We start from the raw sequence: 26,259 nt of genomic DNA, 5'->3' as shown, positions 1-26,259 counted from the left end.
GTCGGCAAATGTCGATGAGCGATCCTCTCGGGGATATGCTGACCCGCATCCGCAACGGTCAGAGCGCACGTAAGTCGGTCGTCGTCAGCCCGGCGTCGCGTCTGCGGGCGAATGTGCTCGAGGTTCTGCAGCGCGAGGGCTACATCCGCGGTTTTTCGCAGGATGACGTCCGTGCCGGTGTGGCGGAAATCAAGATCGAGTTGAAGTATTCCGAAGGCGAGCCGGTGATCAAGGAGATCAAGCGTGTCTCCACGCCGGGCCGTCGGGTGTACTCCAAGATCAAGGACCTTCCGCGCGTCTACAACGGTCTCGGGATTGCGATCCTGTCGACCCCGCGCGGTGTCATGTCCGACAACGAGGCCCGTGCGGCCAATGTCGGCGGCGAAGTCCTGTGTCAGGTATTCTGATCGGAGGCGATGATGTCACGTGTCGGTAAATATCCGGTCTCCATTCCGGACGGTGTGACGGTCGAGATCGCCAATGACGAGATCAAGGCGAAGGGCAAGCTCGGTGAGCTGTCCGCGCCGATCTCGCCGGAGGTCGACGTCGTCTACGAGGATAACGTCGTCAAGGTCACGCCGAAGCGCGAGTCCAAGAAGGCGCGCGCCATGTGGGGCACCACCCGGGCGCTGGTGAGCAATCTCGTCACCGGTGTCTCGACGGGCTTCACGGTCAATCTCGAGATCAACGGTGTGGGTTATCGCGCCGCGATTGAGGGCAAAGACCTGGTGCTGGCTCTCGGGTTCAGCCATCCGGTCCGGTTCCCGATCCCCGAGGGGATCACGATGAACTGCGAGCGCCCCACGGCGATCTCCATCAGCGGTTCGGACAAGCAGCGCGTCGGTCAGCTTGCTGCCGAAATCCGCGCGTTCCGTCCGCCGGAGCCGTTCAAGGGCAAGGGCGTCAAGTACGCGAACGAGATTATCCTTCGTAAGGAAGGTAAGAAGAAGTAGGAGTTCGGCGATGCTTTCGTCCAAGGATCTGTTCAAGCGCCGCCAGATGCGCAGCCGTGCGCAGCTTCGTCGCAAAGCGGCCGGTCGCCCGCGTTTGTCGGTCTTCCGGTCGTCCAAGAATATCTACGCCCAGGTCATCGACGATATCGATGGCGTCACGCTCGCGGCGGCTTCGTCGCTCGACAAGGAGCTCAAGGGCTCGCTGAAGACCGGTGCCGACAAGGCAGCGGCCGAGGCGGTCGGCAAGCTCGTGGCGGCACGTGCCATCGAGAAGGGGCTCAGCGACGTGGTGTTCGACCGCGGCGGCTATATCTATCACGGTCGGGTGAAGGCGCTTGCTGATGCGGCGCGCGAAGCCGGCCTGAAGTTCTAAGAGGGGCCAAGACATGGCACGTCAGGACAGGCAGGACCGCAACCAGGGTCGGGATCGCGAAGACAGCGATCTGATCGAGAAGCTGGTCGGCATCAACCGCGTGGCCAAGGTGGTCAAGGGCGGTCGGCGCTTCGGTTTCGCGGCGATCGTGATCGTGGGTGACCAGCGTGGCCGCGTCGGCCACGGCGCCGGCAAGGCGCGCGAGGTTCCGGAAGCGATCCGCAAGGCCACCGAGCAGGCCAAGCGCTCCATGATCCGGGTGCCGCTGCGTGAGGGTCGTACCCTTCACCACGACATCAGCGGTCGTTTCGGCGCGGGTCGCGTGACCCTGCGGGCGGCTCCGGCCGGTACCGGCATCATCGCCGGCGGTCCGATGCGCGCCATCTTCGAGGCGCTCGGCGTGCAGGACGTGGTGGCGAAGTCGATCGGCACCTCGAACCCGCACAACATGATCAAGGCGACCTTCGAGGCGCTGCGCAACGTCCACGCGCCGCGCTCCATCGCCGCCAAGCGCGGCAAGAAGGTTGCGGAGATCTTCGGTCGCGACAGCCAGGGCGACGCGGCGGAAGCCGCCAGCGCTGAGTAATCGGGAGACTGATGATGGCGAAGAATGCGACTGTCACCGTGCGTCAGGTCAGTAGCGGCCTGGGCCGGAAGAAGGATCAGATCGCGACGCTGACGGGCCTCGGCCTGGGCAAGCTGAACCGCGAGCGTACGCTCGAGGACACGCCGGCCGTGCGTGGCATGATCCACAAGGTTAAGCACCTGGTCGAGGTCGTCGACCAGGCGTAATTCACCGGACGCGCGGCCCGGGGCTCGACCCCGATCCTGGCCGCCCCGGATGCGCAGACGAGGACTGAACGATGCGATTGAACGAGCTGAAAGACAACGACGGCGCGACCAAGGCGCGCAAGCGCATCGGCCGCGGTACCGGGTCGGGCACGGGCAAGACCAGCGGCATGGGCCACAAGGGTCAGAAAGCGCGCAGCGGTGTTGCCATCAACGGCTTCGAAGGCGGCCAGATGCCGATCTATCGGCGCCTGCCGAAGCGCGGCTTCAACAACAAGATTTTCGCCAAGCGTTTCGACGCGGTGAATGTTGGCCGCGTTCAGGCCGCGATCGACGCCGGCAAGATCGACGCCTCCAAGGTGATCGACGAGGCGGCGCTGAAGGCGGCCGGTCTCGCCGACAACGCCAAGGACGGCGTCCGGCTGTTGGCCAAGGGCGAGCTGACCTCCAAGGTCGAGGTGAGCGTCGCCGCCGCGTCGAAGGCTGCGGTTGCCGCCATCGAGAAGGCGGGCGGTTCCATCACCACGCGCATCGCCCAGAAGGCGGAAGAGACGGCGGCCTAAGCTGCCGGTCTGTGTGCCCGGTCCCGGCCGATGCCGGGTGCCGGGCTAAGCCTCAGACGCTAGGACGAAGTCATGGCCACTGGTGCCGACCAACTCGCCTCGCAGATGAACCTTGGGGCCTTCTCCAAGGCCACCGAGCTCAAGAAGCGCATCTGGTTCACGCTGGGTGCGCTCATCGTCTATCGGCTCGGCACCTACATTCCGGTGCCCGGGATCGATCCCGGAGTCCTGAACGAGATCTTCCAGCAGACCCAGGGCGGTGTGCTGGACATCTTCAACATGTTCTCCGGCGGCGCTCTCGGCCGCATGACGATCTTCGCGCTGAACATCATGCCGTACATCTCGGCTGCGATCATCATGCAGCTGATGACGGCGGTGAGCCCGAACCTTGAGGCCCTCAAGAAGGAGGGCGAGGTCGGCCGCAAGAAGATCAACCAGTACACCCGCTACCTGACGGTCGTTCTGGCGTCGTTCCAGGCCTATGGCATCGCCGTGGGGCTGGAGTCGCTGCCGGGACCGGGCGGGACGACGGCGGTCATCGATCCGGGCGCATTCTTCCGCGCGACCACGGTGATCACTCTGGTCGGCGGTACGATCTTCCTGATGTGGCTGGGCGAGCAGATTACCGCCCGCGGCATCGGCAACGGCATCTCGCTGATCATCTTCTCCGGCATCGTCGCCAACCTGCCGTCGGCCCTGGCCAGCCTGTTCGAGCTCGGCCGCACCGGCGCGCTGCCGGCGATCGTCATCCCGCTGCTGCTGGTGATGGCCGTCGCGGTGATCGCCTTCATCTGCTTCATCGAGCGGTCGCAGCGCCGGATCCTGGTGCAGTATCCCAAGCGCCAGGTCGGCAACCGCATGACCGGCGGCGAGAGCTCGCATCTGCCGCTGAAGATCAACGTCTCCGGCGTCATTCCGCCGATCTTCGCCAGCTCGCTGCTGCTGATGCCGATCACCGTGGCCAGCTTCTCGGCCGGCGGCGGCGGCCCGGAGTGGCTGACCCAGATCACGGTGCTGCTCGGCCACGGCCAGCCGCTCTACATCGCGATGTACGTGGCGCTGATCGTGTTCTTCGCCTTCTTCTACACCGCGATCGTGTTCAATCCGCAGGAGACGGCCGAGAACCTGCGCAAGTACGGCGGCTTCGTGCCCGGCATCCGCCCCGGCAAGAACACCGCCGACTACCTGGATTTCGTGCTGACCCGCCTGACCGTGATCGGTGCCGCCTACCTGGCCTTCGTCTGCGTGCTGCCGGAGATCCTGATCAGCCAGCTTGCCGTGCCGTTCTACTTCGGCGGCACCAGCCTGCTGATCGTCGTGACGGTGACCATGGACACGGTCACCCAAATTCAGTCCCATCTGCTGGCCCACCAGTACGAAGGGCTGATCAAGAAATCGAAGATCCGGGGGAGACGCGGATGAACCTGATCCTGTTGGGCCCGCCAGGCGCGGGCAAGGGCACCCAGGCGAAACGCCTCGAAGAGAAGTTCGGCGTCAAACAGCTCTCGACCGGCGATATGCTCCGGGCGGCGGTGGCCTCGGGGTCCGAGATCGGGCAGGAAGCCAAGGCTGTCATGGATGCCGGGCAGCTCGTCTCCGACGACATCATCGTCCGCATGATCTCCGAGCGGGTCGACGAGCCCGACTGCAGCAAGGGTTTCATCCTCGACGGTTTCCCGCGCAACGTCTCCCAGGCCAAGGCCCTGGACGAGATGCTGGCGGAGAAGGGCCTGAAGATCGATCACGTGATCGAGTTCAAGGTCGACGAGGAGCGGATGATCGACCGCATCCTGAAGCGCGCGGCCGAGGAAGGCCGCAGCGACGACAACGAGGACACCCTGCGCAAGCGCATGGACGTGTATCGCGACCAGACGGCGCCGATCATCCCGCACTACCGGGAGAAGGGCGCGCTGAAGACCGTCGACGGCATGAAGCCGATGGACGACGTGACGGCGGATCTGGAGAAGATTCTGGCCGCCTGAGGCGGCGGATGATAGAGCCGCCCCGGCGGCAGAGGTTGCAGCCGTCCGACAGGACGGAGACTGAGTGAACCCGGCGGGCCGCGTAGGGGCGGATCTTCGGGTTTGGGACATTGACTTCGGACCGTGCGTGACTATAATCCGCGCCCCTGATTAGCGGATTTTCTTGCGCGGGCCGACGAGGAGCCAAAAGGCTCCTTGTGCGGGGCGCGTTTGGTGTTTTAAACGCCCCGAACTTGAGTGAGGAGAACAGGCGTGGCGCGCATCGCTGGTGTGAACATCCCGACGCAAAAACGCGTCGTTGTCGCGTTGACCTACATTCACGGCATCGGGCATACGACCGCCCAGAAGCTGTGCGCGCAGGTCGGCATCCCCGCGGAGCGGCGGGTTCATGAGATGACCGAGGACGAGCTGTCCCGGCTGCGCGAGACCATCGACACCGATCTGGTGGTCGAAGGCGATCTGCGCCGCCAGACCTCGATGAGCATTAAGCGGCTGATGGATCTCGGCTGCTATCGCGGGCTGCGTCACCGTAAGGGCCTTCCGGTCCGCGGTCAGCGTACCCACACGAACGCCCGGACCCGCAAGGGCCCCGCTAAGGCGATCGCCGGTAAGAAGAAGTAACGACCCAGCAGCGACACCCGTCGGCACGCCAGCTTTGGCGGGTCGTCGCCGGGTCGTATCAGGAGACGGAAGACGATGGCAAAGCAACCGACGCAAGGGCGTGTTCGCCGCCGCGAAAAGAAGAACATCACCTCGGGCGTCGCGCATGTGAACGCGTCGTTCAACAACACCATGATCACCATTACCGATGCCCAGGGCAATGCCATTTCCTGGTCGTCGGCCGGTCACATGGGCTTCAAGGGCTCGCGCAAGTCGACCCCGTATGCGGCTCAGGTCGCGGCCGAGGATGCCGGTCGCAAGGCGGCCGAGCACGGCATGAAGACCCTGGACGTCGAAGTCTGCGGTCCGGGTTCGGGTCGCGAGTCGGCCCTGCGCGCGCTGCAGTCGGTCGGCTTCCAGGTGATGTCGATCCGCGACGTGACGCCGATCCCGCACAACGGGTGCCGTCCGCGCAAGCGCCGCCGGGTCTAAACGCGCCTTTCGAGGCGCCGGGGTTCCGAATATCCGGGATCCGAAGAATACGAGCCCCGTCGGCCGCCACCGGACCTGGTCCGGTAGCCCGACGGGATCGCCGTTCTAGAAGAAGGGTTGAGCCGTGATCCAAAAGAACTGGCAGACGTTGATTAAGCCGAACAAGCTCGATGTCCAGGCGGGCTACGACCCCAAGCGCAAGGCGACCATCGTTGCCGAGCCGCTGGAGCGTGGGTTCGGCCTGACGCTCGGCAACGCGCTGCGCCGCGTCCTGCTGTCGTCCCTCCAGGGCGCCGCGGTGACCGCGATCCAGATCGACGGCGTGCTGCACGAGTTCTCCAGCGTGCCGGGCGTCCGTGAGGACGTGACCGACATCGTGCTGAACATCAAGGCCGTCGCCATCCGCATGCATGGCGAAGGCCCGAAGAAGATGCGCCTGAAGGCCGAAGGCCCGGGCGAGGTGACCGCCGGTCAGATCGAGACCGTGTCGGACATCGAGATCATGAACCCGGATCACGTGATCTGCACGCTGGACCGCGACGCCACCCTGTCGATGGAACTGACCGTGGAGACCGGCAAGGGCTACGTGCCGGCCTCGGCCAACCGTCCTGAAGACGCGCCGATCGGCCTGATCCCGGTCGACGCCATCTTCAGCCCGGTGCGCCAGGTCGCCTACAAGGTGGAGAATACCCGCGTCGGCCAGGTCACGGACTACGACAAGCTGTCGATCACCGTCGAGACCGACGGCTCGCTGACCCCGGATGACTCGGTGGCCTATGCCGCCCGCATCCTGCAGGACCAGCTGCAGCTGTTCATCAATTTCGAGGAGCCGACCCAGCGCGGCGCCGAGGAAGAGACCCACGATCTGCCGTTCAACAAGAATCTGCTGCGCAAGGTCGACGAGCTGGAGCTCTCGGTCCGCTCGGCGAACTGCCTGAAGAACGACAACATCGTCTATATCGGCGATCTGGTGCAGAAGACCGAGCCGGAGATGCTCCGGACCCCGAACTTCGGCCGCAAGTCGCTGAACGAGATCAAGGAAGTGCTGGCCTCGATGGGGCTGTCGCTCGGTATGGAAATCACCAATTGGCCGCCGGAAAATATCGAGGAACTGGCCAAGCGTCTGGAAGAGCCGTTCTAAGGCGCGTCCTTAGAACCCAGGCGAGAACGAGGAGATCGAGAGATGCGTCACGGCAATAGCGGCCGCAAGCTCCACCGCACGTCGGCCCACCGCAAGGCCCTGTTCAAGAACATGGCGGCGGCGCTGATCAAGCACGAGCAGATCGTCACCACCCTGCCGAAGGCCAAGGAACTGCGCCCGGTCGTGGAGAAGATCATCACCCTGGCCAAGCGCGGCGACCTGCATGCCCGCCGTCTGGTGATGAGCCGTCTCAACGACGACGCCATGACCCGCAAGCTGTTCGACGTGCTGGCCGAGCGCTACAAGGAGCGTCAGGGCGGCTACACCCGCGTGCTGAAGGCGGGCTTCCGCTACGGCGATGCGGCCCCGATGGCGGTGATCGAACTGGTCGACCGCGACGAGGACGCCCGCGGCCAGGATTCCGGCCCGGTCCAGAACGCCGACCAGGACGAGTACGGCACGGCGATGCCGGCGGCGATCTGATCGCCCGTCCCCAGCGGACAGCCATACACGAGACGACAGGGGCGGCCTTCGGGCCGCCCTTTTCCGTTTGCGCCGGGTTTCCGATCGTCCGCCAGAACGGGAAAGATCCGCCGTTCCCGGCCCGGTTGGCGGTAAATGTTTTTCTGCCGGCAGCGAATGATGTGCGTAAAGCCGGGCACAATTCTTATATGAATATCTGACGCTTTTTTCTTTCTAATGCGATCGTTTCAGGAGCCTTGGATGCGAATTCATATCGGCTGCAACATGGTCTTCGATTTTCCGCAGCAGACGCCGCTGATCGCCTTGCTGAACGTGCATTACTCCCGGGCCGGCGATCTCGAGCAGCCGGACTACCTGACCACGATGCCGGCCGTGCCGGTCACCGGCTATCGGGACGGCTTCGGCAACTGGTGCAGCCGTCTCGTCGCTCCGCCGGGCCGGTTCAGCCTGGGCACCGACGCGGTCGTGCGGGATACGGGGCTTCCCGACGAGCTCGACCTCAACGGCTTCCAGCACCAGGTGCAGGACCTGCCGGGGGAGGTGCTGACCTATCTCCTGGGAAGTCGCTACTGCGACACCGACGTGCTGTCGGACGAGGCGTGGCGGCTGTTCGGGCATACGCCGCTGGGCGGCGCGCGGGTGCAGGCGATCTGCGACTTCGTCCATAACCATATCGAGTTCGGCTACGCCTACTCGCGCTCGACCCGGACCGCCTCGGAGGCCTATCGGGGAGGCAAGGGGGTGTGCCGCGACTTCACCCATCTGGCGATCGCCTTCTGCCGCTGCCTCAACATCCCGGCTCGGTACTGCACCGGCTATCTGAGCGATATCGGCGTGCCGCCGCCGCATGGGGCGCCGGACTTCGCGGCCTGGATGGAAGTGTATCTGGGCGGGCGATGGACGGCCTTCGATCCGCGCAACAACGCGCCCCATCGCGGGCGCATCCTGATGGCCCAGGGCCGCGACGCCGCCGATGTGCCGCTCACCCATATCTTCGGTCCGGGCACTCTGGCGGAGTTCCGGGTCTGGACGGCGGAGATCTGACGGGTCGGTCCGGTCGGAGCGGGAGATTGTAAGTACCGCGCCGCGGGCCATATCCGGGATGCGCAGCATTTTCTTTAAAGCACGAGACTCCGGCCGAGGCCGCGGCAGCACAAAGCCGCGTTTCCTCGAGTTCCACCATGGCCGGGGGCTTCATTAGGATCGGGACCAGGATGACGACGAGCCGCACGGTCAAGCAGACGGTCACCTTCCGCCATCCATTCCGGCTTGCCGGCCTGGACGACGCCCTGCCCGCCGGGGAGTACCTGACGGAGACCGACGAAGAGCGGCTGGAGGGGCTGTCCTTCCCCGCTTACCGCAAGCTCCGGGTGCTGATCCACATGCCGCAGCGCGCGACTCGGCCGGGCGTGACCGAGACCGTCTGGATCGACCCGATCGAGTTGGAGGAGGCGCTGGCGCGGGACGCCGCGGCGGATGACGGGCCGCGCGGGGCCACCCCGTGAGCGCGGGAACTGTTACGGCGCTTGCGACGGACAACGGCGTGGCTTGCAACCCTGGTCTCGGCCCGGTGCCCGCCGAGCGGACCAGCGAGCCGATCCTGCTGACCGCCCTGCGCCTGTCCACCTATAGCGGTCAGGCGCACCTGACGAATGCCAGCGGCTTCTTCTTCCAGCGTGGCGACCGGCTGTACCTAGTGACAAGCCGCCACGTCCTGCGGGACGCGGTGAGCGGCCACAATCCCAGCCGTATCCTGATCGAGCTGCACACGGACGGCGACAACCTCGCCGCCTCCACCGGCTTCTCCATCCCGCTCTACCGCGACGGCCAACCGCTGTGGCGCGACGGTATCGACGGCGGCGGACGGGTGGACGTGGCGGCCATCGCCATCGACCGGGACGCCCTGCCGGAGACCCTGGCCTATCGCGCCTTCACGCCGGAGCATCTGGTGCGCGCCGGCGATCTGGTCGAGATCGGCTGCACGCTGATGGTCGTGGGGTTCCCGCTGGGCTTTCACGACACGCTCCACCACATGCCGGTGGTCAGGCGCGCGGCCCTGGCCTCGTCCTTCGGCTTGCGGTTCCAGGGGCAGGGCTATTTCCTCACCGACGCGCGCACCCATCGCGGGACCAGTGGCGCGCCGGTGGTGATGCCGGTGGACAGGCTGCAGGGCGAGCGAAGCGCCGCCCTGGGGGACGTCCCCTGGCTGCTGCTGGGGATCCATTCCTCCCGCCTCGACCTCGGCTCGCGCGACCTGGAACAGGACGAGGCGCTGGGGCTGAACTGCACCTGGTACGCCGATATCCTGCTCACCCTGACCGAGACCTGACGACGAAGGGCGGCCCTGGGGCCGCCCTCTTTGTGTCGATGATGGGTAATGCGGGCCCGCCCACTCAATCCGGGCCGCGGGCCTCCACCAGGGCGCCGGGGCGCGGCTTCAGGAAACGCTGGATCGCATAGGCGCCGACGGCGATCGCCACGCCGACCGCATCCGTCATCAGCCCGCCCTCGATCATGAACAGGGCGGCTGCCAGCAGAGCGATCCTCAGATACCAGACGGAGCGTCCCCCCAGGAACCAACCCTGTACGGCGGAGGACAGCAGGAAAACGCCGACCACCGCGGTCACCAGGGCGCGGGCGATCTCGACCGTGCCGCCGTCCATCAGCAGCGCGCCGTTGTAGAAGAACATGAACGGCACGATGAAGGCCGCGATGCCCAGCTTGAACGAGGCCACCGAGGTCTCCATCGCGTTGGCCCCGGAAATGCCGGCCGCCGCGTAGGAGGCCAGCGCCACCGGCGGGGTGATGGCGGAGACCACGGCGAAGTAGAACACGAAGAAATGCGCCGTGAGCTGGTTGATCCCGAGCTCCACCAGGCCGGGCGCCACCACCGAGGCGGCGACCGCATAGGCGGCCGTCGTCGGCATGCCCATCCCCAGCAGGATCGAGATGCACATGGCGAAGACCAGCGCCAGGAGCTGGGAGGTGTCGGCCAGGTCGAGCAGCAGGTTGGAGAACCGGGCGCCCACGCCGGTCAGCGAGATCACGCCGACGATGATGCCGGCACAGGCGCAGACCACGATGATCTGGATCGACATGAAGCCGGCCAGCTCGAAGGCCTTGGCGACGGCGCGCGGCCCCATGCGGCTCGGCGTCAGCCAGCTCACCACCGCCGCCGAGACGATTGCCAGGGTGCCGGCCCGGATCACCGAGTAGCCCAGGAACAGGGCGACGATCAGGATGATGATCGGCAGGAACAGGTAGACCCGGCGGATCATGGTGGAGAAGCGCGGCAGCTCGTCCTCGCCCATGCCCCGCATGCCGAGCTTGGCGGCCTCGAAATCGACCATGAAGTAGATCGACACGAAGTACAGGATCGCCGGGATCACCGCGGCGAGCGCGATCTCGGCATAGGGGATGCCGGTGATCTCGGCCATGATGAAGGCGCCCGCACCCATGATCGGCGGCATGATCTGACCGCCCGTGGAGGCCGCCGCCTCGACCGCGCCGGCGGTCTTGCGGTGATAGCCGACCTTCTTCATCAGCGGGATGGTGAGCGAGCCCGTGGCCACCACGTTGCCGGCCGAGGTGCCGTTGATCATGCCCATCAGGCCAGAAGCGAAGATCGCCACCTTGGCCGGACCGCCGCGGGCCCGTCCGGCCACGGCGAAGGCGAAGTTGACGAAGTAGTCGCCGACCTTGGAGGCCTGCAGGAACGCGGCGAAGACGATGAACAGGATGATGTAGGTCGAGGACACCGCCGTGGTCGGGCCGAGGATGCCGGCGTCGGTATAGACCTGGCTGAAGAAACGGGTCCACTCGATCGACGGCGACTTCAGGAAGCCCGGCAAGTGCGTGCCAGCGAAGACATAGACCAGGAACACGGCGGAGATCACCACCAGCGCCATGCCGGCGACCCGGCGGGTCAGCTCCAGGATCAGCATCGTGCCGGCCAGGGCGGCGAGCGAGATGCCGATCGGCGCGAAGGGCGTGCCGGTCGAGTTCCGCATCAGCGTGCCGTAGATCACGATCAGATAGGCGGCCACCGCGAAGCCGCAGACCGCCAGCACCGCGTCGGGAGCGGCGAAGCCGTCGCGGCGACGGCGGTGCACCCAGGACAGCACGATCGCGCCGGCCGTGGCGGCGATCAGCGGCGCGCCGTAGAGCCAGGTCTCGTTGAACTTGATGCGGGGGTCGATGCCGTTCCACATGGCCCCGTTGGCGATCTCCACGGCGAAGGACAGGGCGACGCCGAGGGAGAACAGCGCCGGCGCCATCAGCACCAGCGACAGCCAGCCCAGGCTCCGGGTCTCCGCGCTCTCGCTGTCGGGGAACCGGGTGCCGGAGAAGATCAGGAAACCGATGGCCAGCGCGCCGGCCACATGGACGATCCGGAAGTTCCAGGTCTCCATCGGGAAGGTCGGCAGGAAGGGAATGTCGACCGCGCCGCCGGTCATGGCGGAGATCGAGGTGCCGTTCAGCGCCAGCACGTGGAAAGCGGCGTAGAGGGCGCTGAGGGCGGCGATCAGGGTCGCGCTGCGCCCGTCGAACATCCGCCGGTTGGCCTCCACCGGTTCTTCGTCGACACCCGCCGCGATGACGGGCTCGTCGCTCTCGCGGGCGGCCTGCCCGTTTGGCGTCTCATGGCTCATGGTCGTTTCTTTCCCGCAGTCCCTCGCGCCGCTTGCGCGCTCCCGCGCCTGTGGCGCCGCCTATACTAACGGACCGCGCCCCGAAGGACGCGGTCCGCGTTTGCCGTCTGAACGGCGGTCTTTCGTCCGGCCGATCAGCCGCCGTGGATCAGCGAGGCCGGGATGTTGGCGCCGTTCTCGTTGAACCAGCGGGCCGCGCCCGGGTGCCACGGCATGAACGTGTTCTTGTCCCAGTTGGCGGGGACGGTAGCGGTGGCCGCCTTGTGGATGCCGACCATGCGGGCATTGTCCGACATCACGACCTTGGTCGCCTCATAGACGAAGGATTCCGGCAGGTCGCAGTTGGCGATGGCGAAGTTCCACATGGAGACCGAGCGCGCTGGGCCGGTCAGGGTGGTGTAGGTGCCGGCCTTGATCTCGAAGGCGGAGACCGGGAAGGCGTCGATGATCTTCTTCTGCTCTTCCTCGGTGAACTCGATCACGTTGATCTCGGTCTGCACCTCGAGCTGGCTGACGGCCGGAACCGGCACGCCGGCGGCGAAGGCGATCACGTCGAGCAGGTTGTCCTGGAGCTGGCCGCCCAGGTCCGACCAGCCGCCGTTGCGCCGGTCGAAGGAGACGCCGAGGGTCTCCAGCATCTTCGGAAAATAGGTGTCCGAGGTGGAGCCGGCCGGACCGAAGCCGATCTTGGCGCCGGACGGGATGTCGGAGATCTTGTTGATGCCCGAGGACTTCAGCGTCGTGATCGAGAACGGCGTCTGGTACATCGGGAACATCGCGCAGGCATTGGTCATCTGCAGGCCCGGGGCGATGGCGTTCTGGCCTTCCATGGACTCACGGGCCGGGCCCATGGTCGTCATGCCGAAGGCGGCGTCGCCGGTATGAACCAGCGCCATGTTCTGCATCGGGCCGCCGGTGACTTCCGCACCGCCGGAGAGCCCGAGTTGATCGGCCACCAGGTTTGCCCATCCGGAGCCGTAGGCGAAATAGGTGCCGCCCTGGGAGGCGGTGGCGACCGTGAAGCTGGACGGCCAGCCGGCGCGGTCCTGGGCGTTCACGATCGAGGGGGCAAGCGCGAGCGCGGCAATCGCGCCAAGCAGAGCGAAGCGTTTCATCCGGGATCCTTCATGTTTTCGTTAAATCGGGTCGCCCTGATTTCGTTCTAAAATTATGGGCCACAGGGACATAGGGGGACGCGCGGTATGTGACAAGTCGCCGCCGGGGCGCGAGGCCGCATTATTTCCCACTGTCTCGTCGCCGGCCGAGCTGCCGCCCGGACGGGTGGGGACGACAGGGCCGCCGCCGGGCGGGGCGGCCCCGAGGTCAGTGAAGAGTTCTCGCCGCCCGTTCCGGGGCGAGCGGGGTATGCGCGGCCCCGATGCACAGCAGGAAGCGCTCGCGGCTTTCCGCGGTGAAGCGCGGCGAGCGGTGCAGCAGCGGGGCGGCGGCCGAGGCCCGCTGGGTCGGATGGAGCAGGCCCTTGACCAGCCCGACCTCGAACCGCCCCAGGGCCAGATCGCAGCGCCAGGTCTCCGGGTCGTCGCCTGCCCGCCCGAATTCCGTGCCGTCGCCCCGATAGGTGCACAGCAGGCGGGTTGTGACCCGGTCGATGTGGGGTTTGCGGCAGGCGTCGTGGTCGATCCGCTCGAGCCTGATCGACAGCCACTCGCTCTGCTCCACGTGGCTGTACAGCATGGCCAGGAGAACGATGTCGGCGACCAGCAGGTGCCGGGCGACGCTGGGGCCGATCCCGGCGGACTCGAACGCCGCGACCGCGGCCGGCTCGACGGCACCCAGAGGCGCGCTGAACCGGACATGGGGCAGCGTTCCGTCGGCGAGCCCGTCGAGCCAGGCCGGCAGCGCCTGCGGCAGGGTCCGGTCCCAGCGCACCAGATCGACGCCCGCGCGGTGGATCAGGCTCAGGTCGTCCGGGCTGCGGGCGGTCAGCACGCCGTCCGGTCGCAGAGACGCGCCCGTGGGCGCCGGCTGGGGGAGGGGGCCCGCCGTCATGCCGCCTGCCCCCGCTCCCAGGCCGGGAACGGATCGCTCCGGCCGCGCCAGGCCTCGGCATCGAAGGCTTCGTCGTCCGACCGTCCGACCAGGCAGGCCTCCAGCTCGGATCGGATCGCCGCCTCGTCCATGTCCTGGCCGATGAAGACAATCTCCTGCCGGCGGTCGGCATGCACCGGGTGCCATAGGCCCTCCACATGGCTGACCCAGGCCGGATCCTGCGGCCAGCGCGATTTCGGCACGCTGCACCACCAGTGGCCGAGCCGCTCGGTGCGGACCAGGGCGCCGGCCTGGCTGATCTCGCCGACCCAGTCGGGCCGGGTGGCCAGCCAGAAATGCCCTTTCGCCCGGATCACGCCCGGCCAGGTCCGCGCGATGAAGGCGGCCAGGGCCATCGGCTCGAACGGCCGCCGCGCGCGGAAGACGAAGTTGGTCACCCCGTATTCCTCGGTCTCCGGCACGTGCTCGCCGAAGCCGTAGAGCTCCTTGAACCACAGCGGATGGCTCTGCGCCTTCTCCAGGTCGAAGCGGCCGGTGTCGAGCACCCGGTCCAGGGCCACGCGGCTCTGGCTGGTCTCGACCAGGTCGGCATCGGGATTGAGCGCCTTGATGATGGCCACGGCCGTGTCGCGCTGCTCGGCGGTGGCGGTGTCCAGCTTGTTCAGGACGATGACGTCGGCGAACTCGATCTGCTCGACCAGCAGGTCCACGAGGCTGCGGTCGTCCTGGGCGCCCGCGGTCTCGCCCCGGTCCCGCAGGAAGTCGGTGGAGCCGTAATCCTTCAGCAGGTTCACCGCATCGACCACGGTCACCATGGTGTCGAGACGGGCCACATCCGACAGGCTCTGGCCGGCCTCGTCGCGGAAGTCGAAGGTGGTGGCGACCGGCAATGGCTCGGAAATGCCGGTGGATTCGATCAGCAGATAGTCGAACCGGCCTTCCTGGGCGAGGCGTCGGACCTCCGCCAGGAGATCGTCGCGCAGGGTGCAGCAGATGCAGCCGTTCGACATCTCGACCAGCGCTTCCTGGGTGCGGCTGAGATCGGCACCGCCGGCGCGGACCAGGTCGGCGTCGATGTTGACCTCGCTCATGTCGTTGACGATCACGGCGACGCGCTTGCCGGCGCGGTTGTTGAGCACATGGTTCAGCAGCGTGGTCTTGCCGGCGCCGAGAAAGCCGGACAGGACCGTGACCGGCAGTTTTGCTTGATGGTTTGCTTGCATGACGTCCTTCGCTTCCGGAATGGGCGTAAGAGCGCACGGCGCCGGCGGGGTGCCGATCGTCCTGGGTGCGATGATTAGTAATGTTATAACATAACATTTAAGGGGAGCAAGAATCCCCGGCGGCGCCGCGCGGGCCACCGGGAGCCCGCGGGTCATCGGGAGGCCGGCAGATGCATCGCGTGCGGGAACCCGCGCGCGCTGTGTGCGTTGCGTCGGTATCGCCGCCCGGCGGGCACCAGGCTTCGGCCCGGATTCCGCCCGTCTAGTCCGCCTGTCTCGTTGCCCGCAGGGTTTGCCGCCATGCCGTCGTCACCCGCAGACCCTCCATACGCTCTTCCGCGCCGCCCCACCCCGTTCCCGCGCGCCGGGGGCCCGCGATGAGCAGGTCGGCGTTGCGCGCCGGGGGGCTGGCCGCCGGGCTGACCGGGCTCGCCGGGTGCAGCGGCACGCAATCGGTGCTCGATCCCGCCGGGGTCGATGCCGAGGTGCTGGCCGATCTGTTCTGGGTGCTGCTGGCGGGTGCGGTGGTGCTCTGGATCCTGCTGAACGGCGCCTTCTTCTACGTCACCCGGATGAGCGCCCGCCGTCATTCCCAAAGGGTGGGCGAGGCGCTGATCATCGGTGCCGGAATCGCCTTTCCGACAATCGTGCTCGCCGTTCTGCTGTCCTACGGCCTGTCGATCATGCCGGACCAGCGCGCGCCCGGCGACGGTCTGACGGTGCGGGTCACCGGCGAGCAGTGGTGGTGGCGGGTCGAATACCTGCCGGAGGACGGCGAGCCCGTGGTCTCGGCCAACGAGCTGCGCCTGCCGGTGGGCGCGCGTACCGAGATCAAACTGGGCGCGGCCAAGGTCATCCACTCGTTCTGGGTCCCGAACCTGGCCGGCAAGATGGACATGTTCCCCGGCCGCGAGACCCGCATGGCGGTCGAGCCGACCCGCACCGGCGAGTTCCGCGGCCAATGCGCCGAGTTCTGCGGCACCAGCCACGCACTGATGGCGTTCAGCGTGGTCGTGATGCAGCCGGACGATTTCGCCGCCTGGCTGGAGAGCGAGCGCGCGGACGCCGCCGAGCCGGCGGATGCCTCGGCCGCCCGCGGCCGCGAGGTGTTCCTGGCCGAGGGGTGCGGCGCCTGCCACACGGTGCGCGGCACACCCGCCGTGGGCACCCTGGGCCCGGACCTGACCCATGTGGGCGGAAGGCGGACCATCGCCGCAGGCACCCTGCCGGCGACCGCCGAGGCCTTCGGCCAGTGGCTCGCCAACACCGACCATATCAAGCCGGACGTCCGGATGCCGACCTACCGCGACCTGGCGGCGCAGGATCTGGCGGATCTGGCGCAGTATCTGAAGGGGCTCCCCTGATGACCGACGCACCTGATCGGCAGGGCCGCAACCAAGGCGGCCGGCATGAACCGAGCGATGCGGCCGCCGCCCATGGCGACGCGTATCCGCCGACCCCGGCCATGCTCGACGCGCCGATCGACCCGGACTTTGCCAAGGCCTCGGAGGAGCGGCTGCGCGAGACCTGGAAGACGCCGAAAGGCTGGCGCTACTGGTCGGCGGTGAACAATTCGGAGGTCGGCACCTGGTACTCGCTGACCGCCTTCTTCTTCATGCTCTGCGCCGGGGTGCTGGCGCTGCTGATCCGTGTGCAGCTCGCCGTGCCGGACAACGACTTCCTCCCGGCGGACACGTTCAACCAGTTCTTCACCATGCACGGCTCGGCGATGATGTTCCTGTTCGCCGTGCCGATGTTCGAGGCGATCTCCATCCTGCTGCTGCCGGCCTTTCTCGGCGCGCGGGACATGCCGTTCCCGCGGCTGTCGGCCTATGGCTACTGGTGCTTTCTCATCGGCGGGATCTTCGTGCTCGGCTCGGTGCTGTTCGGCGTGGGGCCGAGTTCCGGCTGGTTCATGTATCCGCCGCTGGCCACCAAGAGCGAAGGGGTCGGCGCGGACATCTGGCTGCTCGGCCTGTCCTTCATCGAGGTCGCCTCCATCGCCGCCGCGGTCGAGCTGATCGTCGGCGTTCTCAAATGCCGGCCGCCGGGGATGCGGATCAACCTGATGCCGCTCTACGCCTGGTACGTGCTGGTGGTCGGCGGGATGATCCTGTTCGCCTTCCCGCCGCTGATCGCCGGCGACTTCCTGTTCGAGCTGGAGCGCAGCTTCGACTGGCCGTTCTTCGATCCGGAGCGCGGCGGCGACCCCATGCTGTGGCAGCACCTGTTCTGGATCTTCGGCCATCCGGAGGTCTACATCATCTTCCTGCCGTCGATCGCCATCGCCGCCATGGTGGTGCCGACGGCGGCCCAGCGGCCGATCTTCGGCTATTCCTGGATCGTGCTCTCGGCCGTGGGGACCGGCTTCCTGTCCTTCGGGCTGTGGGCCCATCACATGTTCACCACCGGCCTGCCGGCCCTGTCGCTCGGCTTCTTCTCCGCCGCGTCGGAAGCGGTGGTGATCCCGACCGGCGTCCAGATCTTCGCCTTCCTCGCCACCCTGATGGTCGGAAGGGTGACCTGGAGCGTGCCGATGCTCTACATCGCCGGGTCGCTGGCGATCTTCACCGCGGGCGGGCTGACCGGGGTGATGCTGGCGCTGGCGCCGATGGACTGGCAGGTGCACGACACCTATTTCATCGTCGCCCATCTGCACTACACGATCTTCGGTGGGATGGTGTTCCCGGTGATGGCCGGGGTCTATTACTTCTATCCCTTCTTCACCAAGAAGCAGATGTCGCCCCGGCTCGGGCGCCTGGCCTTCTGGCTGGCCTTCGTCGGCTTCAACGTCACCTTCATGCCGATGCATTTCAGCGGGCTGATGGGGATGCCGCGCCGGGTCTACACCTATCCGGGCGATATCGGCTGGGACCTGCCGAACCTGATCTCGACGGTGGGCGCCTTCGTCGTCGCCGCCGGGTTCCTGGTCTTCGCCTGGGACCTGGTCCGGCCGAAGGGGCGCCAGCCCTATACGGCGCGCAATCCGTGGAACGCCGGCACCCTGGAATGGGCGCACGACATTCCCGACCAGGGCTGGGGCGCGCGCTCGATCCCGTATATCGAGAGCCGCTACCCCCTGTGGGACCAGCCCAAGCTGGTCGAGCGGATGGATGCCGGGCGCTACTACCTGGCCGATGCCGCCGAGGGCAAGCGCGAGACTCTGGTGACCACGGTGCTCGACGCGGTGCCGGTGCAGTGCCTGCGCGTCGGCGGGCCGACCTGGATTACCCATCTGGCGGCGGCGTTCACCGGCGGGGCGTTCATCTTCCCGACCTTCCACTGGTATCCGCCGGCCATCGTCTGCGGCGTGCTGGCGATTGCCTGCGTGATCTGGTGGCTGTGGACCGGCACCGCCAGGCCGCCGGAGAAGACCGAGAAGGAGATCGGCCTCGGCCTGACCGTGCCGATCTACGTCTCCGGCCCGGCCGCCCCCGGCTGGTGGGGCATGTGGATCACCATGCTGGCCGACGCCACCGCCTTCGCCAGCCTGATCTTCGGCTTCTTCTACTTCTGGACCTCCAGCGACAGCTTCCCGCCGGAGGGGGCGAGCCATGTGGCGCGCGGCTGGGTCTGGGCCGGAGCGATCGCGCTGACCGCGTCCTGGGCGCTGACAAGGGGGGCGCGGGTCGTCAACCGGGCCGGGCGGGCCGGCCTCGCCCGCCTGGCGCTGGCCGCTGCCGCCGGGCTGACGGCGGCCGGGGCAGCGGCGATGCTGTGGTCGGCCCACACCGCCGGGCTCGACCCGACCTCCCATGTCTATCCGGCGACGGTCTGGGCGGTGCTGGTCTGGGTCGCGGTACACGTGTCGGCCGGCTGCATCATGCAGCTCTACTGCCTGGCCGGCAGCCTGTTCGGCAAGCTGACGCCGGACTACGACGCCGACCTGTGGAACGTCTCGCTGTACTGGAACTTCATGGTCGCCAGCGTCCTGGTGGCGGCGGCGGTGGTCGACCTGCTGCCGAGGATGGTCTGAGATGGCGCGGCAGCCGGAGGAAAAGACCGAGCTGAAGATCTTCTCCGAGGAGCAGAGCAGCCTGTTTCTGATCGCCCTCGGGCCCACGATCTGGGCGCTGCATTTCATCGTCTGCTATGCGGCGACGGCGGTGGTCTGCGCCAAGCTTCCCGACCTGGCAGGGGAGGGCTGGCTGCTGCGGGCGCTGATCGGCGGGGCGACGACGGTAGCGCTCGCCGGGATCGCCTGGATCGCCTGGCGGTCCTGGCGGCAGTGGGACTTCATGGATGACGGCGACTACGTGCACCACCGGCCGGTGACCGAGCACCGCCACGAGTTCCTGGGCCATGCCTCGTTCCTGCTGGCCTGCCTGTCCTTCGTCGGTGTGCTCTACGTGGCGCTGCCGGCGGTGTTCGTCGAGGGGTGCGTGTGATGCGGCGGATGACGCTGTCCTCGCTGTCCCTCGCCGCCGGGCTTCTCGTCTGCGCGCTCGCCTGGTTCGCCCCGCAGGTCGCCTGGCCCTGGTCCTTCGCCGACCACATGGCCCGGCACATCGCCGTGGTCGCCGTCGCCGCGCCGCTGGTCGCCGTTGCCCTTGCCGACAGCCGGGGGGCGCGGCGGGTCTCGCCGATGCTGGCGGTGATCGTCGAGTTCGTCGCCGTCTGGGGCTGGCATGTGCCGGCGGCCCATGTGGCGGCGCAGACCTCGCCCCTCTGGTTCGCCCTGGAGCAGGCTTCCTATCTCGGATCCGGGGTGCTGGTCTGGGTGGCGGTGCTGCGGCCCACCCTGTCGCTCGGCGGGCCGGTGGGGCTGCTGCTGACCTCCATGCACATGACCCTGCTCGGCGCGCTGCTGATGGTCGGCAGCCGCGCGATCTACCCGTCCGAGATCTGCGGCGGGGCGGCCGACCAGCAGGTGGGCGGCATGATCATGCTCGCCGTCGGCACGCCGATCTATCTGATCGCGGGCCTGGTGCTGGTCGCCCGCACCCTGCTCGCCGACACACCGCGCAAGGTGGCCCGATCATGAGACGCTTCCTGCTCCACACCGCGATCCTCGCCGGCATCGCCGGGGTCTGCGGCGCGCTCGTCGTCGGGTTCGGCCTGTTCGACGTCTCGGCGCGCAAGGGCCACCTGCCGGGCGTCTCCTGGGTGCTGCACACGGCCTTCCGCAACGCGGTCGAGCTGCGCGCGCCCTCGGCCGAGGCGGTGCCCGACCTGTCCGACCCGGATCTGGTCGCCCTCGGCGCCCGGCATTACGACGGCGCCTGCCGGGTCTGCCACGCCGCACCGGGCGAGGCGCGCACGGCCACGGTCCGCGCCATGCTGCCGGCTCCGCCGCCGATCCGCGAGGCCGTCGCCGACTGGGAGCCGCAGCACCTGTTCGCGATCGTCAAGCACGGGGTGAAGATGAGCGGCATGCCGGCCTGGCCGACCGACCGGCGCGACGACGACGTCTGGCCGGTGGTCGCCTTCCTGACCCGGGTGCCGGACATGACCCTGGCGCAATACGAAGATCTGGTGGCGGCCCCGGAGAGAACGGAGCAGGGGGACGATACGACCGTGGCCTATTGCGCGTCCTGCCACGGGGCCGATGGGCGGGGCCGGGACAACGCCCATATCCCCCGGCTCGACCTGCTGAGCGAGGCTTATATCGCCGCCACCCTGGCCGCCTACCGGTCCGGCGCGCGGGAGAGCGGGATCATGCGCCACGCCGCCTCGACCCTGGACGACACGGACGACGCCCGGCTCGCCCGGCTGTTCGCCCGGCAGGACGGCGAGACGGCGCCGCAGCCGGCCCCGGCCGTCGACGCGGATCTGGTCGCCCGCGGCCGCAGTCTCGCCACCGGTGCGTCCCCGGCCTCGACCAAAGTGCCGGCCTGCGCCGCCTGTCACGGTCCGTGGCCGCAGCGGCTGTCGGCGGATTTCCCCCGCCTGTCGGGCCAGCCGGAGCCCTATCTGCGCCGCCAGCTCGAACTGTGGCGCGCCGAAGAGCGCGGCGGCACGGCGCGCGCCCCGTTGATGCACGAGGCGGCCCGGGCGCTGGAGGATGCGGATATCCGCGCGCTGGCCGCGTTCTACGCCGCCCAGCCGCCGGAGTGAGGCAGCGCCGGAGTGAGGCAGGGCCGGAGTGTGAGGCTGCGCTGAAGCGGAGCGGGTCAGAGCGGTCCGGGTTAGCCCGCTGCCTTTTCCAGTCGGTTCACGAGTTTGCGCGACAGGCCGACCGGCTCCGGTAGGGAGAGGTCCGACCACTGCCGCTCCAGGGCCCCCTCCAGCGGGAAGGCCTGGGCGGATTTCAGCGTGCCGAGCTCGTCCCAGGACACCGGCACGGCCGCCGGTGCCCCCTCGCGTGCCCGCAGGGAGAACGGGGCGACGGCGGTGGCGCCGCGCTGGTTGCGCAGCCAGTCGATGAAGATCCGGCCCTTGCGCTTGGCCTTCGACATCTCGGCCACGTAGCGCTTCGGCTCCTCCCCGGCGATCAGGGTGGCGAAGATCCGGGCATAGAGCTTCACCGTCTCCCATTCCGCCACCCGGCGCAGCGGCACGACCAGATGCACGCCCTTGCCGCCGGTGACCATCGGCCAGCAGGGCAGGCCGAGGTCGTCCAGCCGGTCGCGCAGGTCGGTGGCGGCCCGCTTCACGTCGGCGAAACCCAGCCCCTCGTCGGGGTCCAGGTCGAAGACCATGCGGTCCGGGCGTTCCAGCCGGTCGCGCTTCGATCCCCAGATGTGGAATTCCAGCGTGCCCATCTGCGCCGCGCCGACCAGTCCGGCGGCGTCGGTCGCGTACATGTAGAGCGCGTCGTCGCCGTCCTTCTCCTCGATCTCCACGGTCGTCAGCGCGTCGGGGAAGCCGGTGCCCGCGTGTTTCTGAAAGAACCGCTCGCCGTCCAGGCCGGTGGGCAGCCGGACCAGGGAGAGCGGCCGGTCGGCGCAGGTCTCCAGCATCCGGTCGGCGACCGCCGCGTAGTAGTCGGCGACCTGCCGCTTGGTGATCTTGGCCTTGGGGTAGACCACCCGGTCGGGGTGGCTGACGGAGATCCCGGCGATCTCGACCCGACCGTCGTCCGGCATGGTGTCTCCTCCAAGTTTCACGGCGGCGGCGGGCTTGTCCTCGCGCAGGCCCTCGAACACGGCGTGGCGGACCCGTCCGTCGGCGGTCAGTTCGGAATAGGTGACCTCGGCCACGAGTTTGGGGGTGATCCACCGCACCCCTCGCGCATCGGCCGCCGGCACCTCCACCGGGGCGGTCTTGCGCGCCAGCGGCTTCATGGTAGCCGCCAGATCCGCCATCGTCGGCTCGTCGAACCCGGTGCCGACCTTGCCCACATAGGTCAGGTCGCCGTTCTCGTAGGCACCGAGCACGAGCGAGGCGAAGGGCCGCCCCTGCTTGTCGCTCTCCTGCCAGCCGACGACCACGAACTCGTCGCGCCGGGTGCATTTGACCTTGATCCAGTCGCGGCCCCGGCCGGCGCGGTAGCGGGCGTCCCGGCGCTTGGCGATCAGGCCCTCGCCGCGGGCGTCGCACACCGCCGCGAAGACCGCGCCGGCATTCTCCTCGATCACCGGGCTGAGCTGGACGGCACCCAGGGGCGGGACGTCGGCGAAGATCTCCTCCAGGGCGGCGCGCCGTTCGGTGAGCGGCTTGGCGGTGAGGTCGGTGCCGTCGCGCTCCAGCAGGTCGAAGGCGTAGTAGGTGAAGGGTCCGCCGGCCTTGATCGCCTTCTGCAGGTCGGAGAAGCCGCTCATCCCGGCACCGGCGACGATCTCGCCGTCGATCAGCGCGCTGTCGCAGTCGAGGGCGGCGAGCGCCGGCACCAGGGGCTCGAACTTGTCGGTCCAGTCATGGCCGTTGCGGGTGTAGATCTTCGGTCCCGCCTTCCCCAGGGCGATCAGGGCGCGATAGCCGTCGAATTTCAGCTCGTGCCACCAGTCGTCCCCGTCGACCAGCCGGTCGCCCAGGGTGGCGAGCTGCAGCTTGCGGAAGCGCGGGCGGGTCTTGGCCCGCTCGACACAGGGCAGGGCGTCCGCGTCCTTGGCGATCTCCTGGAACGTCCGGTTGGTTGAGACACTGCGCCGGTAGCGCCGCACCGGGTCCCGCTCGCCGGCCGCCTCGTCCTCCTCCTTGATCAGCAGCCAGTTCTCGCGGCCCTTATCGCCCGGCTTCTTGCCGCCCATGCGCACCAGATGCCACCCGCCGGTCAGGCGCCGGCCGTGCAGGGCGAGGTGGATGTGGCCCTTCTTCAGTCCCTTCTCCAGCGGCTCCAGCGGGCGCCAGTGGCCGATGTCCCACAGCATCACCGTGCCGGCGCCGTAATTGCCCTTGGGGATCGCGCCTTCGAAGCCGAGATAGGAGACTGGGTGATCCTCGGTGCGCACCGCCAGCCGCTTCTGATCGGTCTGGAAGGACGGACCCTTGGTGACCGCCCAGCTCAGCAGCACGCCCTTCCATTCCAGACGCAGGTCGAAATGGGTGCGGGTGGCGTCGTGCTTCTGCATGGAATAGCGCAGGGCCAGCCCGGCCGGATCGCCGGCCTCCCGCGGCTCCGGCGTGCGGGTGAAGTCGCGCTTCTCGAAATAGGTCTCCAGCCGCTCGGTCGGATCGGCGGAGGCGTCGGGTGTGGAGCGTGAGGCGGCCATCGCTCGGCCTCCGTTCAGGACGCTTTGCGGCTCGGGCTGGAGCCGGATTTGGACTTCTTCGCGGAGGATTTACCTGAGGATTTGGCCGGTGCTTTGGTGCTGCGCTTCCGCGAGCCGCCGCTGTCCGCCAGGCTCTTCTTCAAGGCCGACATCAGGTCGATGACATTGTCGCCGCCGGTACTCCCGCCACTGGACTTGCCGCCCTTGGCGATCGGCGTCTTGCCCTTGGCCTTGCGGTCGATGAGCTTGCGGAGTTCCGTCGAATAGCGGTCCTTGAAGGCGCCGGCGTCGAACTTCTCGCTCTTCGAGGCGATCAGGTCGCGCGCCACCTTCAGCAGGTCCTCCTCGGCGGAGGAAGAGTCCAGCTCGGCGAAGAAGGAGTCCGTCTTCCGGATCTCCTCCTCGTAATGCAGGGTCTCCAGCAGCAGGCCGTTGCCGCAGTTCTTCACCGCGACCAGGTATTCCCGGCCGCGGAGGGTCATCTGGCCGATGCCGATCTTCTCGGATTCCTTCAGGGCGTCGCGGAGCACCCGGAAGGCGTCCTCGGACAGCTCGTCCTGGGGCACGACGTAGTAGGGCTTGTCGAAATAGATCGGGTCGATCTCGCAGGCGCCGACGAACTGCACCAGCTCGACGGTCTTGCGGCTCTCCAGCTTGATCTCGTCCAGCTCTTCCTGGGTGACCGGGATGAACTCGTCCTCGACCTCGTAGCCCTTGATGATCTCGTCGGTATCGACCGGACCGATGCCGGGGACGGTCTTCTCGTAGCGGATCCGTTCGCCGCTCGGTTCATGGAACTGGCGCAGGCTGATGCGGGCGCGGCGGTCGGTGGCGGAATAGAGCTCGACCGGAATGGAGACGAGCGACAGCCGCAACTGACCTTTCCAGATGGCACGGGCGGAGATGGGCATCGGGATCCTCGTCGATCGGGCGTGGTGCCGGGGTCCGCGCCGCAACGGCGGGTCCCACACAGACAAACGCCCGCCGGGATCGGCGGTTCCGCGGCGAGTCGCGCGACGGAGTCCGAAAGGAAAGGCCGTCAGGCGTCCGCCAGATCCAGAAACGTTGCGACCTGCATCAGGTCCATGTCGTCCGGATGGGCCAGCACCAGGCCGCGCAGGTCGTCGGCGATGAGGTCGGCGGCGGCGTGGTCGCCCCGGTCGCGATGGGTCAGAACCAGATTGGCCGAGGCCTTGGCGTGGGCGAGGCAGATGGAGGGGTCGTCGTCATGGGCCACCGACAGCCCCGACAGCTCGCCGTAGAGCAGGGTGGCGGTGCCGGTTTCGCCCGCCTCGCACAGGTCGGTGATCAGGTTGAACGCGGCGTCGGCCAGCCGGCGGCGGACCGGCGCCCCGGCCTCCGGGAGCTGCGACAGGGCGGACAGGTCGTCGTAATGGCGGCGGGCCAGGGCCAGCTCGCCGCGCGTGCCGAGCCCGGTGACGAAGGCGAACAGGCCTTCGGCCGCCAGATCGACCAGATCGGGATCGACCGGCGCCCGGCGGGCGACCTCGATCAGCGCCGCCAGCTCCGGCAGGCCGCCGCCATCGGGGGTGCGCCGGCCGGTCCGCGGATCGGGATCGGACCCGGTCTCGGCCCGCCGCGCGGCATGGGCGACCCGGTTGAACAGGCCGCGGCCGCGCTGCTGGCGCACCGGCAGGATCTCCGGCTGGGCGGCCTCCAGGCGGGCGAGATCGGCCAGCGCCCGGTCGGCCTCCGCTGGGGCGTCGGCCTCCAGCGCCAGGGCGACGAGGTTGGCCGCGCCCTTGGCATGGGCACAGGCGACGTTGGGGTCGCCGCCGCGCGCCAGGCTGATCGCCACGACGGTGCGGTAGGTGTCGAGCGCCCGGTGGAAGCCGGTCTGCCGGGCCTCGGCCAGCATCAGGTCGACCGAAGCCTCGGCCAGGGCGCGGTGGGGCAGGGGGTCGTCCTCGTCGCGCAGGGACAGGGTGGCGAGGAACAGGTGGGCGTCGCGCACGATGGCGATATCGCCGACCCGGCGGCCGATCGCCAGGAACCGGGTGGCGCCGCAGACCGCGACCCGCATCATGCCCTCGGCATGGGGGTGGCCGTCGGCCATCGCGCGCAGAAAATCGAAGGCGTCCCGCGCAGCGGCGGGGTCGGTGGGGGTGCGGGAATGATCGGCGATCGCCTCGGCGGCGCAGCGGGCTGCCTCCAGCGGTCCCGTCCCGGGGTTCCGTCCCCGAGGTGTCGGCGCGTCGGTCATCGCGCGCCTCCTTTTTTCCTGTCGCGGGGGCCAGGGTCAACATGCCCTCTGGCACGGTCGGCTGGACTCCCTAGATTGGGAAGCCTAACACAGCTGCCCGGGGCCACAACCGACCTGCACGGGCTGGAGATCCGACAATGAAGCGTCTGAACGCCGCTTGGCGCGCCGTCTGGCTGATAC

The 26,259-nt window shown here is 68.1% G+C and carries 27 protein-coding genes; 20 read left to right on the top strand and 7 right to left on the bottom strand.

Annotation, left to right across the window (positions count from 1 at the left end; genetic code table 11):
• Positions 1-8: 8 nt before the first annotated feature.
• From rpsH to T8K17_RS24665, 15 genes are all read left to right on the top strand, one after another.
• Positions 9-407: a 30S ribosomal protein S8 gene (gene rpsH / locus T8K17_RS24735; RefSeq protein ID WP_322332386.1), complete on the top strand. Its 399-nt coding sequence runs from the start codon at positions 9-11 to the stop codon at positions 405-407.
• A 12-nt stretch (positions 408-419) separates the two neighbouring features.
• Positions 420-953: a 50S ribosomal protein L6 gene (gene rplF, locus T8K17_RS24730; protein WP_322335000.1), complete on the top strand. Its 534-nt coding sequence runs from the start codon at positions 420-422 to the stop codon at positions 951-953.
• 10 nt (positions 954-963) lie between these two features.
• Complete coding sequence (gene rplR, locus T8K17_RS24725; RefSeq protein ID WP_322332385.1) at positions 964-1,326, top strand: 50S ribosomal protein L18; 363 nt, start codon at positions 964-966, stop codon at positions 1,324-1,326.
• Positions 1,327-1,339: 13 nt separating this feature from the next.
• Positions 1,340-1,912, top strand: a complete 573-nt coding sequence (gene rpsE, locus T8K17_RS24720; protein ID WP_028795241.1) for a 30S ribosomal protein S5 — start codon at positions 1,340-1,342, stop codon at positions 1,910-1,912.
• Between the two features lie 14 nt (positions 1,913-1,926).
• Positions 1,927-2,118: a 50S ribosomal protein L30 gene (gene rpmD / locus T8K17_RS24715; RefSeq protein WP_416153158.1), complete on the top strand. Its 192-nt coding sequence runs from the start codon at positions 1,927-1,929 to the stop codon at positions 2,116-2,118.
• Positions 2,119-2,189: 71 nt separating this feature from the next.
• Positions 2,190-2,678 (top strand): 50S ribosomal protein L15, encoded by a 489-nt coding sequence (rplO, locus tag T8K17_RS24710; protein WP_322332383.1) that lies wholly within the window; start codon positions 2,190-2,192, stop codon positions 2,676-2,678.
• 72 nt (positions 2,679-2,750) lie between these two features.
• A complete protein-coding gene (gene secY, locus T8K17_RS24705; protein WP_322332382.1) occupies positions 2,751-4,100 on the top strand; it encodes a preprotein translocase subunit SecY in 1,350 nt (449 codons plus the stop codon).
• Entirely contained in the window at positions 4,097-4,660 is a 564-nt protein-coding gene (locus tag T8K17_RS24700; RefSeq protein WP_322332381.1) for an adenylate kinase, read from the top strand. Before secY ends, T8K17_RS24700 begins: the two co-directional genes overlap by 4 nt.
• Positions 4,661-4,912: 252 nt before the next feature.
• On the top strand, positions 4,913-5,281 hold the full coding sequence (rpsM, locus tag T8K17_RS24695) for a 30S ribosomal protein S13 (RefSeq protein ID WP_322332380.1): 369 nt from the start codon (positions 4,913-4,915) through the stop codon (positions 5,279-5,281).
• 75 nt (positions 5,282-5,356) lie between these two features.
• A complete protein-coding gene (gene rpsK, locus T8K17_RS24690; RefSeq protein ID WP_322332379.1) occupies positions 5,357-5,752 on the top strand; it encodes a 30S ribosomal protein S11 in 396 nt (131 codons plus the stop codon).
• Between the two features lie 124 nt (positions 5,753-5,876).
• Positions 5,877-6,893 carry a DNA-directed RNA polymerase subunit alpha gene (locus T8K17_RS24685; RefSeq protein WP_322332378.1) on the top strand — a complete coding sequence of 339 codons (1,017 nt, stop codon included), beginning with the start codon at positions 5,877-5,879 and terminating at the stop codon, positions 6,891-6,893.
• Positions 6,894-6,935: 42 nt separating this feature from the next.
• Positions 6,936-7,376 (top strand): 50S ribosomal protein L17, encoded by a 441-nt coding sequence (gene rplQ / locus T8K17_RS24680; protein WP_322332377.1) that lies wholly within the window; start codon positions 6,936-6,938, stop codon positions 7,374-7,376.
• 240 nt (positions 7,377-7,616) lie between these two features.
• Complete coding sequence (locus T8K17_RS24675) at positions 7,617-8,420, top strand: transglutaminase family protein (protein ID WP_322332376.1); 804 nt, start codon at positions 7,617-7,619, stop codon at positions 8,418-8,420.
• Positions 8,421-8,590: 170 nt separating this feature from the next.
• Positions 8,591-8,881 (top strand): hypothetical protein, encoded by a 291-nt coding sequence (locus T8K17_RS24670; protein ID WP_322332375.1) that lies wholly within the window; start codon positions 8,591-8,593, stop codon positions 8,879-8,881.
• A gap of 38 nt (positions 8,882-8,919) precedes the next feature.
• Positions 8,920-9,705 carry a serine protease gene (locus tag T8K17_RS24665; protein ID WP_322332374.1) on the top strand — a complete coding sequence of 262 codons (786 nt, stop codon included), beginning with the start codon at positions 8,920-8,922 and terminating at the stop codon, positions 9,703-9,705.
• A gap of 64 nt (positions 9,706-9,769) precedes the next feature.
• Here T8K17_RS24665 and T8K17_RS24660 read toward each other — a convergent pair whose 3' ends face one another.
• The 4 genes from T8K17_RS24660 to zigA form a co-directional block, all read right to left on the bottom strand.
• Positions 9,770-12,028: a TRAP transporter permease gene (locus tag T8K17_RS24660; RefSeq protein WP_322332373.1), complete on the bottom strand. Its 2,259-nt coding sequence runs from the start codon at positions 12,026-12,028 to the stop codon at positions 9,770-9,772.
• A 134-nt stretch (positions 12,029-12,162) separates the two neighbouring features.
• On the bottom strand, positions 12,163-13,143 hold the full coding sequence (locus tag T8K17_RS24655) for a TAXI family TRAP transporter solute-binding subunit (RefSeq protein WP_322332372.1): 981 nt from the start codon (positions 13,141-13,143) through the stop codon (positions 12,163-12,165).
• Positions 13,144-13,351: 208 nt separating this feature from the next.
• On the bottom strand, positions 13,352-14,038 hold the full coding sequence (locus T8K17_RS24650; protein ID WP_322332371.1) for a DUF1826 domain-containing protein: 687 nt from the start codon (positions 14,036-14,038) through the stop codon (positions 13,352-13,354).
• Positions 14,035-15,261, bottom strand: coding sequence for a zinc metallochaperone GTPase ZigA (zigA, locus tag T8K17_RS24645; RefSeq protein ID WP_322332370.1), 1,227 nt, complete (start codon positions 15,259-15,261; stop codon positions 14,035-14,037). The genes T8K17_RS24650 and zigA overlap by 4 nt, the downstream gene beginning before the upstream one ends.
• Positions 15,262-15,638: 377 nt before the next feature.
• Between zigA and coxB the strand changes: the two genes are divergently transcribed.
• From coxB to T8K17_RS24620, 5 genes are read left to right on the top strand one after another with little or no spacing between them, the layout of a single operon-like run.
• Positions 15,639-16,625, top strand: a complete 987-nt coding sequence (gene coxB / locus T8K17_RS24640) for a cytochrome c oxidase subunit II (protein WP_322332369.1) — start codon at positions 15,639-15,641, stop codon at positions 16,623-16,625.
• Positions 16,625-19,237 (top strand): cytochrome c oxidase subunit I, encoded by a 2,613-nt coding sequence (gene ctaD, locus T8K17_RS24635; RefSeq protein WP_322332368.1) that lies wholly within the window; start codon positions 16,625-16,627, stop codon positions 19,235-19,237. Before coxB ends, ctaD begins: the two co-directional genes overlap by 1 nt.
• 1 nt (position 19,238) lies before the next feature.
• Positions 19,239-19,649, top strand: coding sequence for a hypothetical protein (locus tag T8K17_RS24630; RefSeq protein ID WP_322332367.1), 411 nt, complete (start codon positions 19,239-19,241; stop codon positions 19,647-19,649).
• 8 nt (positions 19,650-19,657) lie between these two features.
• Positions 19,658-20,245 (top strand): cytochrome c oxidase assembly protein, encoded by a 588-nt coding sequence (locus tag T8K17_RS24625; RefSeq protein ID WP_322332366.1) that lies wholly within the window; start codon positions 19,658-19,660, stop codon positions 20,243-20,245.
• Positions 20,242-21,318, top strand: coding sequence for a c-type cytochrome (locus tag T8K17_RS24620; RefSeq protein ID WP_322332365.1), 1,077 nt, complete (start codon positions 20,242-20,244; stop codon positions 21,316-21,318). The genes T8K17_RS24625 and T8K17_RS24620 overlap by 4 nt, the downstream gene beginning before the upstream one ends.
• A gap of 71 nt (positions 21,319-21,389) precedes the next feature.
• Here T8K17_RS24620 and ligD read toward each other — a convergent pair whose 3' ends face one another.
• From ligD to T8K17_RS24605, 3 genes are all read right to left on the bottom strand, one after another.
• Positions 21,390-23,855: a DNA ligase D gene (gene ligD / locus T8K17_RS24615; RefSeq protein WP_322332364.1), complete on the bottom strand. Its 2,466-nt coding sequence runs from the start codon at positions 23,853-23,855 to the stop codon at positions 21,390-21,392.
• Positions 23,856-23,869: 14 nt separating this feature from the next.
• The gene (locus T8K17_RS24610; RefSeq protein WP_322332363.1) at positions 23,870-24,766 is read right to left on the bottom strand and encodes a Ku protein; all 897 of its coding nucleotides are present in this window, start codon (positions 24,764-24,766) and stop codon (positions 23,870-23,872) included.
• 128 nt (positions 24,767-24,894) lie between these two features.
• Positions 24,895-26,079 carry a hypothetical protein gene (locus T8K17_RS24605; protein ID WP_322332362.1) on the bottom strand — a complete coding sequence of 395 codons (1,185 nt, stop codon included), beginning with the start codon at positions 26,077-26,079 and terminating at the stop codon, positions 24,895-24,897.
• Positions 26,080-26,259: the final 180 nt, after the last annotated feature.

It is taken from the genome of Thalassobaculum sp. OXR-137 (genome assembly GCF_034377285.1).
In the GTDB taxonomy this organism is placed as follows: Bacteria; Pseudomonadota; Alphaproteobacteria; order Thalassobaculales; family Thalassobaculaceae; genus Thalassobaculum.
This window is presented reverse-complemented; position numbering and strand designations above follow the sequence as displayed.

What these genes read in the sequence shown, in the direction of transcription:
- rpsK (WP_322332379.1), top strand. Translation starts at nt 5,357, where the DNA reads ATGGCAAAGCAACCGACGCAAGGGCGTGTTCGCCGCCGCGAAAAGAAG.
- T8K17_RS24625 (WP_322332366.1), top strand. Translation starts at nt 19,658, where the DNA reads ATGACGCTGTCCTCGCTGTCCCTCGCCGCCGGGCTTCTCGTCTGCGCG.
- T8K17_RS24660 (WP_322332373.1), bottom strand. Translation starts at nt 12,028, where the DNA reads ATGAGCCATGAGACGCCAAACGGGCAGGCCGCCCGCGAGAGCGACGAG.
- ctaD (WP_322332368.1), top strand. Translation starts at nt 16,625, where the DNA reads ATGACCGACGCACCTGATCGGCAGGGCCGCAACCAAGGCGGCCGGCAT.
- T8K17_RS24655 (WP_322332372.1), bottom strand. Translation starts at nt 13,143, where the DNA reads ATGAAACGCTTCGCTCTGCTTGGCGCGATTGCCGCGCTCGCGCTTGCC.
- rplF (WP_322335000.1), top strand. Translation starts at nt 420, where the DNA reads ATGTCACGTGTCGGTAAATATCCGGTCTCCATTCCGGACGGTGTGACG.
- T8K17_RS24630 (WP_322332367.1), top strand. Translation starts at nt 19,239, where the DNA reads ATGGCGCGGCAGCCGGAGGAAAAGACCGAGCTGAAGATCTTCTCCGAG.
- rplR (WP_322332385.1), top strand. Translation starts at nt 964, where the DNA reads ATGCTTTCGTCCAAGGATCTGTTCAAGCGCCGCCAGATGCGCAGCCGT.
- T8K17_RS24675 (WP_322332376.1), top strand. Translation starts at nt 7,617, where the DNA reads ATGCGAATTCATATCGGCTGCAACATGGTCTTCGATTTTCCGCAGCAG.
- secY (WP_322332382.1), top strand. Translation starts at nt 2,751, where the DNA reads ATGGCCACTGGTGCCGACCAACTCGCCTCGCAGATGAACCTTGGGGCC.
- coxB (WP_322332369.1), top strand. Translation starts at nt 15,639, where the DNA reads ATGAGCAGGTCGGCGTTGCGCGCCGGGGGGCTGGCCGCCGGGCTGACC.
- rpsH (WP_322332386.1), top strand. Translation starts at nt 9, where the DNA reads ATGTCGATGAGCGATCCTCTCGGGGATATGCTGACCCGCATCCGCAAC.
- rplQ (WP_322332377.1), top strand. Translation starts at nt 6,936, where the DNA reads ATGCGTCACGGCAATAGCGGCCGCAAGCTCCACCGCACGTCGGCCCAC.
- T8K17_RS24670 (WP_322332375.1), top strand. Translation starts at nt 8,591, where the DNA reads ATGACGACGAGCCGCACGGTCAAGCAGACGGTCACCTTCCGCCATCCA.
- T8K17_RS24700 (WP_322332381.1), top strand. Translation starts at nt 4,097, where the DNA reads ATGAACCTGATCCTGTTGGGCCCGCCAGGCGCGGGCAAGGGCACCCAG.
- T8K17_RS24610 (WP_322332363.1), bottom strand. Translation starts at nt 24,766, where the DNA reads ATGCCCATCTCCGCCCGTGCCATCTGGAAAGGTCAGTTGCGGCTGTCG.
- zigA (WP_322332370.1), bottom strand. Translation starts at nt 15,261, where the DNA reads ATGCAAGCAAACCATCAAGCAAAACTGCCGGTCACGGTCCTGTCCGGC.
- T8K17_RS24620 (WP_322332365.1), top strand. Translation starts at nt 20,242, where the DNA reads ATGAGACGCTTCCTGCTCCACACCGCGATCCTCGCCGGCATCGCCGGG.
- rpsE (WP_028795241.1), top strand. Translation starts at nt 1,340, where the DNA reads ATGGCACGTCAGGACAGGCAGGACCGCAACCAGGGTCGGGATCGCGAA.
- T8K17_RS24650 (WP_322332371.1), bottom strand. Translation starts at nt 14,038, where the DNA reads ATGACGGCGGGCCCCCTCCCCCAGCCGGCGCCCACGGGCGCGTCTCTG.
- rpmD (WP_416153158.1), top strand. Translation starts at nt 1,927, where the DNA reads ATGGCGAAGAATGCGACTGTCACCGTGCGTCAGGTCAGTAGCGGCCTG.
- rplO (WP_322332383.1), top strand. Translation starts at nt 2,190, where the DNA reads ATGCGATTGAACGAGCTGAAAGACAACGACGGCGCGACCAAGGCGCGC.
- T8K17_RS24605 (WP_322332362.1), bottom strand. Translation starts at nt 26,079, where the DNA reads ATGACCGACGCGCCGACACCTCGGGGACGGAACCCCGGGACGGGACCG.
- ligD (WP_322332364.1), bottom strand. Translation starts at nt 23,855, where the DNA reads ATGGCCGCCTCACGCTCCACACCCGACGCCTCCGCCGATCCGACCGAG.